At 35.7% G+C, this 12,383-nt stretch carries 12 protein-coding genes and 1 other RNA gene; 9 read left to right on the plus strand and 4 right to left on the minus strand.

What is annotated here, in order from left to right; all coding sequences use genetic code 11:
• Positions 1–42 precede the first annotated feature (42 nt).
• Together ABC346_RS13605 and recU are read right to left on the minus strand one after the other, a co-directional pair.
• Positions 43–2,817, minus strand: coding sequence for a PBP1A family penicillin-binding protein (locus tag ABC346_RS13605; RefSeq protein WP_413235355.1), 2,775 nt, complete (start codon positions 2,815–2,817; stop codon positions 43–45).
• Between the two features lie 18 nt (positions 2,818–2,835).
• Positions 2,836–3,426 carry a Holliday junction resolvase RecU gene (gene recU / locus ABC346_RS13610; RefSeq protein ID WP_413235356.1) on the minus strand — a complete coding sequence of 197 codons (591 nt, stop codon included), beginning with the start codon at positions 3,424–3,426 and terminating at the stop codon, positions 2,836–2,838.
• A gap of 87 nt (positions 3,427–3,513) precedes the next feature.
• Here recU and ABC346_RS13615 point away from each other — a divergent pair, with 87 nt between their 5' ends.
• The 9 genes from ABC346_RS13615 (at position 3,514) to ABC346_RS13655 (ending at position 10,030) form a co-directional block, all read left to right on the plus strand.
• Positions 3,514–4,461, plus strand: a complete 948-nt coding sequence (locus ABC346_RS13615; protein WP_413235357.1) for a DUF2515 domain-containing protein — start codon at positions 3,514–3,516, stop codon at positions 4,459–4,461.
• Between the two features lie 473 nt (positions 4,462–4,934).
• On the plus strand, positions 4,935–5,156 hold the full coding sequence (locus ABC346_RS13620) for a hypothetical protein (protein WP_413235358.1): 222 nt from the start codon (positions 4,935–4,937) through the stop codon (positions 5,154–5,156).
• Positions 5,157–5,212: 56 nt separating this feature from the next.
• Positions 5,213–5,566 (plus strand): YppE family protein, encoded by a 354-nt coding sequence (locus ABC346_RS13625; RefSeq protein WP_413235359.1) that lies wholly within the window; start codon positions 5,213–5,215, stop codon positions 5,564–5,566.
• A gap of 64 nt (positions 5,567–5,630) precedes the next feature.
• On the plus strand, positions 5,631–6,032 hold the full coding sequence (locus ABC346_RS13630) for a cytidine deaminase (RefSeq protein ID WP_413235360.1): 402 nt from the start codon (positions 5,631–5,633) through the stop codon (positions 6,030–6,032).
• A gap of 183 nt (positions 6,033–6,215) precedes the next feature.
• Positions 6,216–6,536, plus strand: a complete 321-nt coding sequence (gene gpsB, locus ABC346_RS13635) for a cell division regulator GpsB (protein WP_413235361.1) — start codon at positions 6,216–6,218, stop codon at positions 6,534–6,536.
• A gap of 62 nt (positions 6,537–6,598) precedes the next feature.
• Positions 6,599–6,982: RNase P RNA component class B (gene rnpB / locus ABC346_RS13640), an RNA gene on the plus strand.
• A gap of 147 nt (positions 6,983–7,129) precedes the next feature.
• Positions 7,130–8,257, plus strand: coding sequence for a THUMP domain-containing class I SAM-dependent RNA methyltransferase (locus ABC346_RS13645; protein WP_413235362.1), 1,128 nt, complete (start codon positions 7,130–7,132; stop codon positions 8,255–8,257).
• Between the two features lie 169 nt (positions 8,258–8,426).
• The gene (locus ABC346_RS13650) at positions 8,427–9,518 is read left to right on the plus strand and encodes a type III polyketide synthase (RefSeq protein ID WP_413235363.1); all 1,092 of its coding nucleotides are present in this window, start codon (positions 8,427–8,429) and stop codon (positions 9,516–9,518) included.
• Positions 9,515–10,030 carry an isoprenylcysteine carboxyl methyltransferase family protein gene (locus ABC346_RS13655; RefSeq protein ID WP_413235364.1) on the plus strand — a complete coding sequence of 172 codons (516 nt, stop codon included), beginning with the start codon at positions 9,515–9,517 and terminating at the stop codon, positions 10,028–10,030. The genes ABC346_RS13650 and ABC346_RS13655 overlap by 4 nt, the downstream gene beginning before the upstream one ends.
• Before the next feature lie 161 nt (positions 10,031–10,191).
• Here ABC346_RS13655 and ABC346_RS13660 read toward each other — a convergent pair whose 3' ends face one another.
• Both ABC346_RS13660 and ABC346_RS13665 read right to left on the minus strand, forming a co-directional pair.
• The gene (locus ABC346_RS13660) at positions 10,192–11,880 is read right to left on the minus strand and encodes a b(o/a)3-type cytochrome-c oxidase subunit 1 (protein ID WP_413235365.1); all 1,689 of its coding nucleotides are present in this window, start codon (positions 11,878–11,880) and stop codon (positions 10,192–10,194) included.
• Positions 11,880–12,383 (minus strand): cytochrome c oxidase subunit II, encoded by a 504-nt coding sequence (locus ABC346_RS13665; protein WP_413235366.1) that lies wholly within the window; start codon positions 12,381–12,383, stop codon positions 11,880–11,882. Before ABC346_RS13665 ends, ABC346_RS13660 begins: the two co-directional genes overlap by 1 nt.

Below are 12,383 nucleotides of genomic sequence, written 5' to 3' on the forward strand. Positions count from 1 at the left end.
AAAAGACGCAGCAATTATTAATGCTGCGTCTTTTTATATTAGTTAATTTTGATCTCCTGGGTCTTCATTACCAGGTTCTCCATCTTCGTCTTCACGATTTCCTTCACCTTGATCAGGATTACCTTCATCTTCATTTCCCTCATCATTATTACCTTCTTCATCACCATTACCATCTTCACCACTTCCATTACCTTCTCCATTACCACCAGATTCGTCTGGAACAGTAGCGGATGTAGATTGAGGAGGGCCGGTAATCTCACTATCTTCGTTACTAACCGGTGTCACTTCAATGGTATATTCACCAGGACTCGCACCTGTTACTTCTAATCCTTGAGATTGAACCGTTTGCGTCTGGCCATTAACAATCACCTCAAATGAAGCTGATGGTCCATCATAGCTCCAGCTTACATCGATAACTCCATCTCCTACATATTGAGCAGATAACCCACTAACAGATGGGAGTTCATCCACTTCTTCTTCATCTTCACCAGGAACCGTTAGCGACGTTCTAGCTGGTTCACTTGTTAAGTTCCCTTTGGATGCTGTTACTTCTATAACGTATTCAGTGCCAGCTTCAACTTCAGAAATCTCCATCGATGTATCCTCAGTAGAGGAAAGATCTTGCATATCTCCACCATCTACACTTGCACGAACATCGAAACTAACATCATCATCAGACTCGTAATCCCAAGTTACATCAATCGAGTTTGAATCTTCGTTGTAAGTAGCATTCAAACCACTTACTGCATCAAGTTGATCAAATTTCTCTGACACACTTTTTGGCTCTGTGCCCTTTACAAATAGTTCCGTTAATGTCTGCTCACTAGGTGTGTAATCACTAGCTAGAGCAGGTGGATTAGAACCTTTTTCCACTTTTACTTCTACAACGGAATCTGGCTTCTCGAAGTTGGCAGTATCATTACCCTCTGAGATATGTGCCATTGTTTGGCGGAACATTTCTCGAGAAAGACTAGTATCTGTTAAGGCTACTCGGCTTACGCCTCCGTCTTCCTCTACACGCTGACCTCCTGTCCAAGCTGCAATCGTATAGTCCGTAGTATAGCCAACAAACCAAGCATCTGGACTTCCCTCAGCGCCATCTAATGTAGTTGTTCCTGTTTTACCAGCTATATCAAGTCCTGGGATTTGAACAGAAGACCCTGTTCCATCTTCCACTACTGAACGCATCATATCAGTAACCATATATGCTGTGGAATCTTCCATTACCGGTTCTGCTTCAGGTGTTAAATCGACGGTACGACCATCCGGAAACTCTACTTTTGTTACTGCATATGGTTCATTGTAAATTCCTTCATTACCGAATGCGCGGTACGCACCAGCCATCTTCATTGGATTCGAACTATTTCCTGTACCTCCGATTACATCTCTTACATCTAAATTGTTTTCAAAGGTTTGACCTAAATTCTCCGCAAAGTTTTGCGCATTTTCATATCCAACAGATTCGATTGTTTTAGCAGCTGGAACATTTAGAGACATTTGAACTGCATATCTTGCTGATACCCAACCATGATATTGACCGTAGTTTTGAATTGGAGTAGACCCAGCTACTTCAAACGGTCCGTCATCATTAATTTGATGGTAGGTAGACATTTGATCATACTCAATTGCCGGTCCATAAGCTAGAAGTGGTTTAGCTACAGATCCAATTTGCATTTTTCCTTGAGTAGCATAGTTAAAACCGCTAACGTCACCGGTATCCACTCTTCCGCCAATTGCTTCAATCGCACCAGATTGTGTATCAAGCACTACGATAGCACCTTGTGTATCTTCTGGATAATTAATCGAATTTCCATCATTCGCTAAGAGTGATTCAACATGCTCTTGAGCATCTGGATCAATTGTTGTATGAATTCTTAACCCATCGGTATCAATATTTGCGTCTTCTACTTTTGCTTCTACTTCTTTTCTTACTTGTTGAATAAATGCCTCATAAGGCGTCGGATCTGGTTTTGATTCACTTAATAGGGAAGTAACTTCTACTTGTCTTGCTTCTTCAGCTTCTTCCTCCGTGATTTTACCGTGTCGAACCATTAATGTAAGTACGGTATTCATTCGCTCTTCAGTTAGCTCTGGGTTTTCAAACGGATTATAAGCCGAAGGACGTTGCGGTAACCCCGCCAGAATTGCTGCTTCAGGTAATGTTAAATCATTAAGATCCGTTTTACCAAAATAGGTTTCCGCAGCGTTCGCTACACCATAAGCTTGCGAGCCATAGAAAATACTATTTAAATACATTTCCATAATTTCTTCTTTTGTATATTCGCGCTCTAACTTAAGAGCTAACCACATTTCTTGTACTTTGATACTTATTTTCTTATCTGGTGTTAAGAAAGCTCGCTCAACAACCTGTTGAGTGATCGTACTTGCACCTTGAGAACCGAATCCATCGGTAAAGTTTGCTAGTACAGCACCGCCAACCCTTCGCGGGTCGACACCAGCATGATCAAAAAATCTTGCGTCTTCTGTAGCTGTTACTGCATCGATTAGCACATCTGGAAGATCCTCATATTTTACTTGAGTTCTACGTTCCTCTGCACTCAGTTCTGCAAATTGTTCGCCATTCTTATCTAGTAAAGTAGAGGAAAATGGAACGGTAAGTTTTTCTTCGTCAATATCCGGAGCCGTAGCAATCCAATATGCACCAACTCCAATACCAATGACAAGCATTGCTAAAATAATGAATAAAAATATTTTTAAAACCTTTTTCCAAGTTGGGTTATTCGATTTTCTCGGTTTTTTTGATTTCTTCTGTTGTTGTCTTCTTGCTGTTCTACTCTGGCCTTTATTCTCTGCCATTTGTTTCTACCTCCGTAATTAAAAATAAAGCTTATCTACAGCAGTTAAATAATCAACTCGTTTTTGATAATGGAATGGAATAAGCTGGCTTTGATTTTTAATCATATCATAAGGAATTGATTTCTTTCCGCCTTCTTGCTTAAGATTCCAAAATGTTAAAAGTGCTCTGGCATCTAATAAGTAAGTCTCATCATGAGCTATAAATCGAATTAACATAAAACAAATACCCTGTTGATCAATAACTTTTTGCATATGATTGATTTGATGTTCATGTATATTAGCTAATGGAAATGATGTTTTATTCTTCGTTTCTTTCGCCTCAAAATCAATATGTTTACCTCTATAAACACCGTTATAATCAGTGGTAGAAGCTTGTTTAAAATATGCTTCAGTAATTACTGCTGCGCTTCTTTTCGGATAATGTACATTAACAATTTGAACGGGTGTTGGTTTTTTGTGTATAACTGCTTGGTTCGTTTCTAAATAAAATTCATTTGTTACATTAATATCATCCTCTAAGGACATTCCTCTATTGCTAAACATACGATTATCCTGTTTACGAGCAACATTGTTAATAGTCATTCTCTGTTGGCCGTTCGGATAATTCAATAAAATCCCTCCTCGCTTCTTTTGCATGATTTTAAGAAAAGAAGCAAAAGATAATTCATAACTCTTTTAGAAAGTATGTGGTAATTGATGAGTAAACTACAACAGTCTTTCCTCATCCATTATATAACAAAATCGACTACAGCACATAATATAGACAACATTTCTAGAACGAAAGCATATCAGACCTACTATGAAAAACATCCTGAAATAGTATGGACACTAATTGCAACTGTCGTATCTCGAAATGCAGGATATAATATGACAGATTTAACTTTACCAACATATAAAAAAATGCTAGGTAGGGAGGAGAGAGAGTATTTATTCCAAACTTATGAACGTGCAAATTGGACTATATTCTCTGATGCTTATCCTCAATTATTAGTATATGAATTATCTAAAGAGTTTCAAACGCCATTATTTCCTTTATTAGTACATTTTCAAGTATCACGATTTATGATAAAAGAGTGGCATTATTTTTGGAAAACCAACGATAAGGAAAGGTTAATGCTCGCTCTAATTATTAATGAACAGAATGTTATTGAGCATCCATTAATAACAAAATCAAAATACGAAAAAGAAGTTTTTCATCGCCTACCTTATCGAATAATCAATGTTCTATGGATGAATGCCGTATTGATTCCAGCAATGCACCAGTCTTCTTATGGAGTATTTATACATCATTTTACCTCCTTAAATCGTAGAATTAAAACAGGTAGACGAATTGCGACGATGTTAAGCGATCCGAAAATTTATAAGAATACTGTAGATTTTATTAGAACGATTAAGCCAACTGGATCTCGATTTGAATATGAAAGATTTCGCAAGAGAAAATTCACAAGTGAAATTAGTCAACCATATCGGCAACTCTATCCGATTGTTCAGCATCAGGATACTATTCGAAAAGACTGGTCAAAAAGGAAGGGTGTACACAAAAAATGGTTAACTCCATTAACAGTTTCCCAATATTCACCTATTGAAAACCAGTTTAACTTTAAACGGAAATTATTATACCTATATGGAAAACTTCATATTTAAAAAAGAGGTTGGAAAAAGTATGTGATTAAATGAATGACTTTTTAAAATCCGCTTTAGAAATATACTTCTTTGTGGGAGGTTGGTGAGCAACCGTTTATTTATCAATTTACGGAACTCACCTAGATCTTCCTTCCACAGGATTTTAACTATATTTCAATTCATTTTTTGATCCATACGTTTTTTTGTATCCAACCTCTTCATTTTCATTGAGTAATTAAGTAGATGGGCGATTTGGTCCATCTAATTTTTTATCACCTGTTTGTGGTGCTTTTTTCAAATGTTTGTCAGTTTTTTGTTCTTTCTTCGATTTTCGCAATGAAAGACACCTCCTTTATATTAGTTTGTCTAATCTTGGTTATTTGATGAGTATAATCACTAGTTTTGTATCAATCCTTCTAGTTTTGTCGATAGGGAAGGGAGTAGAGCCTGTAATAAAGAATTAAATTATAAATAAAAAGGAGAGGTGTGAGATAATGCATGCTATGAAGCATATTAATTCCATGTCCAATAGAGGGTACAGTAAACATGAAACCGAGGCAAAGATGAATGAACTTCAAGCACAATTATCGTATATGCATCACAAATTAAAAGTACAAGTAGATAGAGAAGTTTGGTTACAATTCCAATCTGAAATTACCCAAATTGAACATACAAAAGCATTTATTGAAAACATTTGTAGCAACGGTAAGAGATGAGTTTATCCTTCATTCATGATAGAGTATGAATAGATAAAAAGGTAAGGGGATATATCATGAATGTAAAAGAAATTACCATACAATTAAAAAAAGATCTGGAAAAACTAAAATATAGATTTCAGACTTCTGAACCACCGGAAGATAGAAAAGATAGGGATTACTTCCAAATGGTAAAGGAGGAGACCACTCCAATTTATCAATTAATTGCGAACTGGGAAGAGGATGCTCTTATCGTTGTGAAAGAAAGAAAGGCTAATGTTCACCCCAATCAAGTTGTTTCGACAAGAGAAAATATGGAACTTCTATTAATGCATAGTTACTATATGGATACAAGAAAGAAACGTTATATGGAGTTATACCGTTCGATATTATATGTGTTCGACTTATTATTAGATGATCTGGAACAGTAAAAACCTTTACAGTTTTCTAAAAATAATCTATAATAACGAACACTACTAATAAAGGATGAAGTGGATGAACAAGAATCAATTATTAGACGCTGCTCTGGGGGCGATGGATAGTGCGTATGTACCGTATTCGGCTTTTCCAGTTGGAGCAGCATTATTAACAAAATCAGGTAAGCTTTATACAGGTTGTAATATCGAAAATGCAGCATATCCTGTTACATGTTGTGCAGAAAGAGTAGCTATCTTTAAAGCGATATCTGAAGGAGAGACAGAATTTGCAGAAATGGCTGTAGCGGCCAATACAAATAGGCCTGTTCCTCCTTGTGGTTCCTGTCGACAAGTAATGAGTGAATTCTTTACTTCGTCAATGAAGGTTCATTTAACGAATGTAAATAAAGAAGTTAAAACGTTGACAACAGAAGAATTATTACCTTTTTCTTTTCAACCCGATGATTTAGAGAATAATTAACGGAACTCCTCTGTAATATTCCTATCATGAATTTTTAATTTTAAAAAGGAGACTGGCAAACAGTTCTCTTTTTTTATGTTATAATAATAAGTAAAAGTTCTAATTCAGTAGATAATCAATAAATATAATGTCAAGGAAAAGCTATCTATTAAAAATGTTTGTAATGATTTAAGAGGTGATTATATGAGTGTTAATCGTATTCAACTAAGTGGAAAAGATATTTTGGAAAAAGACTTCAAAACTGGTATAAGAGGATATTCACAAGAAGAGGTAGACGAATTTTTAGATATTATCATTCAGGACTATGATAATTTCAAACAGGAGATTGATCGATTAAAAGCAGAAAACGAAAAACTGAAAAAGAATCCACCTGCTGCAGAGCAATCGCGTACGAGATCTCAACAGCCACCAACTTCCCAAGTTAATTATGATGTGTTAAAACGTCTTTCTAACCTGGAAAAAGCTGTGTTCGGCAAGCGTTATACCGAGCAAGAAGAATCCTAATTGGAAATAAAATTATGTTGATTTAATACAAGAGCCATGATAAGATATTTTAAGTCAATTAAATGCTCATGTAATCGCTGCATCATTTCTGATGTAGAGGAAAGTCCATGCTCACACGAGCTGCGATGCTCGTAGTGTTCGTGCTTGACGAAGTCATAAGTCAAGGTAGCTCTAATGCTAACGGCAGATATGAAACCCTAAGTTATCGATATAGATAATATGGATTCATTCTTGAAAGTGCCACAGTGACGTAGCTAGATTGGAAACATTCTAGGTGGAACGCGGTAAACCCCACGAGTGAGCAACCCAAATTAATGGTAGGGGCATCCTTTAGTAGGGAATTAGAACCGAAAAAGGGACAGATTATCTGTAGATAGATGATTACAACCGGCGTACAAGGTTGACCACCGATTGTAGTACAAAGGTACAGAACATGGCTTATCGAGCATTTAATGGTCACGTATATATGAAAACCACCCTTGTATGAAAGTTGTTTATACAAGGGTTTTTTATATGAAATAATGTTATCTTGGTTGAGTATATGAAAATATGTTACACTTATACTACTTTTGAACGGAAAGGACTTATCCCTTATGAAACAAGTTAGGTTATTGGCAACTACTGCAATGGGTTTAGAATCAATTGTTGCAGATGAAGTTAGAAATTTAGGTTATAATGTGCAAGTTGAAAATGGAAAAGTGCTTTTCGATGCTCCTATTCAAGCGATTCCTCGTTGTAATTTATGGCTCCGTTCAGCTGATCGGGTGAAAATAATTGTAGGAGAATTTGATGCCTATTCTTTTGATCAACTGTTTGAAAATACAAAAGCGTTACCTTGGGAAAATTATATATCAGAAGATGGACAAGTTCCTGTTTCTGGAAAATCAGTTAAATCAAAACTATATAGTGTTTCAGATTGTCAAGCGATAGTAAAAAAAGCAATTGTAGAGCGTTTAAAACGAAAATATGGTCTAATTAATAAATTAACGGAAACCGGATCCTTATTTAAGACTGAAGTATCTATTTTAAAAGACAAAGTAACATTAACTATAGATACATCAGGAACTGGTTTACATAAAAGAGGATATCGAGTGGGACAAGGCGAAGCTCCATTAAAAGAAACATTAGCTGCTGCTCTTGTTCAACTAACCAATTGGAAACCAGACTTTCCGTTAATTGACCCATTTTGTGGATCGGGGACGCTATTAATAGAAGCTGCTCTAATTGGTCAGAATATCGCTCCAGGTTTTAATCGTGAATTTGCTGCTGAAGGTTGGGAATGGATTCGTCAAAAACATTGGGATCAAGCCTTCCAGGAAGCAGAAGATTATGCAAAGTATGATCAACCTTTAAATATTGTTGGAAGTGATATTGACCATCGTATGATTGAAACATCTAAAGCTAATGCATTAGAAGCTGGACTAGGAGATTTAATTACTTGGAAGCAAATGCAAGTGAAAGATATGACTATTAAAAAACCAAATGGATACATTATTACAAACCCTCCATACGGACAACGACTGAGTGATAAAGCAGAGGTAGAGAAAATGTATCGTGATCTCGGCGAGGTAATGAATCAACATACCTCTTGGAGTGTTTATACCATCACAGCATTTGATAAATTTGAACAAGCATATGGTAAAAAAGCAACTAAAAAAAGAAAACTATTTAATGGGTTTATTCAAACCAACTATTATCAATACTTTGGGAAAAAAGAATAAATAACGTAAACCTCCTGCATGGTACAAATCCTTATTCGTAGAATTTTTTCACTCTACCTATATCGAGGGATGACCTAATGGAGGTTTTTCATTTGTAAGTGCTTGTATGAATCATTCTTGAATGGGAATACTGTTTGAAGAAAAATTCCTATGAAACAAGGTGATTATAATGACATACATAAGTTCCGTTGGTCTAGGCGTACCACCTCACAGAATTCCCCAACAAGATGTGAAACATATTGTAAAGCAATTATTTTCATATTCCGAAAAACAAATTGAACGACTACTTCCAGTTTTTGATCATGCTGCAGTAGAAGAAAGACAGTTTGTTGTTAATTCATCTTGGTTTTTCGGTGATCATAACTTTGAAGAAAGAAATCACATTTATCAAACAGAAGCGATAAAACATTGTTTAGATGCTATAGACGCATGTTTAACAGATTCTGATTTTTTACATCAACCAATTCCTTACGAAGCAGTTGATATGATTGTTTTTGTTTCAAGTACAGGAATTGCAACGCCTTCATTAGATGTGAGTTGTATAAATGAGCGACCATTTAGAGAGAACATACAGCGTATGCCTCTATGGGGATTAGGCTGCGCAGGTGGAGCGATAGGATTAAGTAATGCAATGGATTGGTCAAAAGCTCATCCAGATAAGATCGTCTTAATTATTTGCTGTGAGTTATGTAGCCTGACATTTCAAAAACAAGACAGTAAGAAAAGCAATATGGTTGGTACTGCATTATTTGGAGACGGCGCAAGTGCTTTACTTCTTGTCGGAAAAACTTCACAATACTGTAGCAATTTAAAAGGAACAAAATTACATCTGTACGAACAAAGCTCTTTATTAAAAAAGCACAGTGAAGATATTATGGGTTGGAACGTAAAGGATACAGGTTTTGAAGTTATTTTCAAAAAAAGCATTCCAGCATTAGTGCATTCCTTTTGGAAGAAACATATCGATGAATTTTTAAAAACAATTCAATATACTAGTGAAGATATCCACTCATTTATCGCTCACCCAGGAGGAAGAAAGGTAATGGAGGCAATGGAAGAAGTGATACCATGTACTAAAGAGAAACTTCAATCATCCTATGATGTGTTAAGAAAGCATGGAAATATGTCATCTGCTACAGTCTTTTATGTTATTCATGATTGGATGAAGAAAGGTGTAAAAGAAGGGGAGCGGAGTATAATAAGTGCGTTAGGCCCTGGATTTAGTTCGGAATTACTATTTGCGGAGTGGAAAAAAATATGAGTGTCTTTTTGAGTATGTTGTTTGTATTTATTATCTTGCAACGAATAACAGAATTAATTATTGCAAAGAGAAATGAAAAATGGATGCTCGCAAAAGGTGGAATTGAAATAGAACCGCAACAGCACAAGTGGTTTATTGTTGTACATAGCTTGTTTTTTTTGAGTATCTTTATCGAAATAGTTATAACAAAATCAACAGCTGTTCCAACATTATTTACACTTTGGTTCAGTTTGTTTATATTAACGCAGTTCCTTCGAATATGGAGTATTTCATCTTTAGGTAAGCACTGGAATACCAAGATAATTATCCTGCCAGGGAGTACATTAGTTAAGCGAGGTCCTTATAAGTATATTAAACATCCTAATTATATAATTGTAGGGATAGAACTATTTGTTATCCCGATGATGTTTGGTGCGTATTGGACAGCGATTATATTTCCATTTTTACATCTCATTCTAATGAGTATACGTATTCCAGCTGAGGAAAAGGCACTCACTAGTTTAAACGATTAATCTACCAGTTAAAAATTTTGACTAACATAAAGGTTAATTATAATCGCTAAGGTAATACACATATACTTTACAGGGGAGAGGGCGCGGCTAGAAGCTTATTTCCTACCATTATAGTATATTGCCTTAGCGATTTTTCGTTTCGTATATACTTTATCTTTGAATTAATTACCGATTATAGCATCAAATGGTGGTGAACCAGGTGGTGAGTTTTGAATAATATCAATTACAGGGATAGTATAAGCAAATAAAATTAATGCTATGGTAATACCTATCCATAATTTCCAATTCTCCATCCATTTTGGTGTAGTTGGTGCATGATCTTCTTCCTCAGCAATCGGAAATTCTTCTTCTCCCTCTGGTGCAAAAAATACAAGATGAATAAAAATATAGACCATAAGAATAATTCCAATAAAAAGTATCGTACCACCAACTGCTTGAGCCATCTGATATGCACCCCATTCAACGGCTTGCTCGGATCCACCGTACTCTGAATAGGAAGATCTTCTCGGACCGCCTAATAAACCTTGGATATGCATAGAACCAGACATAATCGTCATACCAATTGTCCAAATGACGGTTTGATAAATGCCTAAACGATGAATTTTTCTTGTTAACTTTCGACCAGTTAAATGTGGAATTAACCAGTAAGCAATTCCAAAAAATGTAAGTAACACGGTTGTTGCTACAGTTAAATGAAAGTGTCCCGTTACCCAAATTGTATTATGAACTAATGTGTTCATTTGGTGGGAAGCATTAATTATTCCACCAATGCCACCTGGGATAAATGCAAGCATGCCTACAAATGGAGCGAAGAAGCGGACATCACGCCACGGTAAATTTTTAAACCAGCTGAATAAACCTTGATATCCATTTTTTCTGCCAGTAATTTCAAATGTTGCAAACATGGAGAATGCAGTCATTAAACTCGGTATAACAACCATAAATGTTAATACAACTTGGATGAATTTCCATGTAGGATCTATACCAGGTTCCGTTAATTGGTGGTGAAAACCAACCGGAATCGAAAAGAATAAAAATAAAATAAAGGATAATCTGGCTAAGGAATCACTAAACAATTTACCTCCGATAATCTTTGGAATAATAGCGTACCATGCCATATAGGCTGGTAATAACCAGAAGTATACTAAAGGATGGCCGAAGTACCAAAATAATGTTCTACTTAACAATACATTAATGGTTTCTGCATATCCTAATGACCATGGAATAAATTGAACTAATACCGCAACAGCCACACCTAATGATGCAATAACCCACATAATCATATTGATTGTAACCATAAAAGCAAGGAGTGGTGATTTTTGATTTGGGTTTTGTTTTTTCCATACAAATAGTTGTCTCCAATTTACAACCGCCGCAATCCAAGTCCCCACGACAACAAGAGCTAAGCCAATATAGAAGAGGGGATGTGCTTTTAATGGTGCATAGAATGTATAGAGCACATTTGCTTTACCAATTAGAATTGTAACAGCAGTCATTGATGTACCAATAGTCATTACCCAAAAAGCTAGCCATGCTGCTTTACGCTGTTTTTCAGAAATTCCCACTGTTTTTCCCAATAAGGCAAACTGAAATCCAATAATAAAAAAGGTAGTCAGTACTAGAGCAAGAACAACTCCATGGAAAGTAAGAATTTGATAATAACCAATTCCAAATGGAAGTGTAAATTCTCCTGTTCGTACTAGTACTTGCAATAACCCCATTAATCCACCTAAGAACAGTGATATAATTGCTACGTAAATAAAAGATAAGTATAATTTAGAATCTTTTTTTGTAATCTCCATAGGTTCAGCTGATATATCCTCAAAAACATGTAACTTAGCAAGAGCCATTATTCATACACCTCCACAGTCGTAAACATCATATGATGTCCAACTCCGCAATACTCATTACATAACAACGTAAATTCGCCAACTTTATTCATTTGAACTTCCATACTGCTAACGTAACCTGGTTCAACCATCATGTTTACATTCGTTCCAGCAATATTAAAGCCGTGTATTACATCTGTTGTAACCACTTGAAATAAAACAGAAGAACCTTTAGGGATTTTAATATGAGTTACAGAATTTCCGTCTTCATCGACTCCAAGGTTATAATTAAAAGCACTGGCAACAACATTAACTATATAATGATCTTCATCCACTTTGGTTAAACCAAGGTTTTCTTGTTGAAAGGCTTCATTTGCTTCAACATTATTAGGATCAATCGTCAGTCCATGACTTTGAGGATGTGTGCCCATGTAAAAAGCACCGAATCCTAATACAACTAAAAATATGATTAATGCACTAATCCCGAGAATCAACCACCATTTTTCTAATTTATGCAGGTGCAC

The organism is Oceanobacillus phoenicis (assembly GCF_047238145.1).
In the GTDB taxonomy this organism is placed as follows: Bacteria; Bacillota; Bacilli; order Bacillales; family Amphibacillaceae; genus Oceanobacillus.

What these genes read in the sequence shown, in the direction of transcription:
- ABC346_RS13605 (WP_413235355.1), bottom strand. Translation starts at nt 2,817, where the DNA reads ATGGCAGAGAATAAAGGCCAGAGTAGAACAGCAAGAAGACAACAACAG.
- ABC346_RS13615 (WP_413235357.1), top strand. Translation starts at nt 3,514, where the DNA reads ATGAGTAAACTACAACAGTCTTTCCTCATCCATTATATAACAAAATCG.
- ABC346_RS13620 (WP_413235358.1), top strand. Translation starts at nt 4,935, where the DNA reads ATGCATGCTATGAAGCATATTAATTCCATGTCCAATAGAGGGTACAGT.
- ABC346_RS13625 (WP_413235359.1), top strand. Translation starts at nt 5,213, where the DNA reads ATGAATGTAAAAGAAATTACCATACAATTAAAAAAAGATCTGGAAAAA.
- ABC346_RS13630 (WP_413235360.1), top strand. Translation starts at nt 5,631, where the DNA reads ATGAACAAGAATCAATTATTAGACGCTGCTCTGGGGGCGATGGATAGT.
- gpsB (WP_413235361.1), top strand. Translation starts at nt 6,216, where the DNA reads ATGAGTGTTAATCGTATTCAACTAAGTGGAAAAGATATTTTGGAAAAA.
- ABC346_RS13645 (WP_413235362.1), top strand. Translation starts at nt 7,130, where the DNA reads ATGAAACAAGTTAGGTTATTGGCAACTACTGCAATGGGTTTAGAATCA.
- ABC346_RS13650 (WP_413235363.1), top strand. Translation starts at nt 8,427, where the DNA reads ATGACATACATAAGTTCCGTTGGTCTAGGCGTACCACCTCACAGAATT.
- ABC346_RS13655 (WP_413235364.1), top strand. Translation starts at nt 9,515, where the DNA reads ATGAGTGTCTTTTTGAGTATGTTGTTTGTATTTATTATCTTGCAACGA.
- ABC346_RS13660 (WP_413235365.1), bottom strand. Translation starts at nt 11,880, where the DNA reads ATGGCTCTTGCTAAGTTACATGTTTTTGAGGATATATCAGCTGAACCT.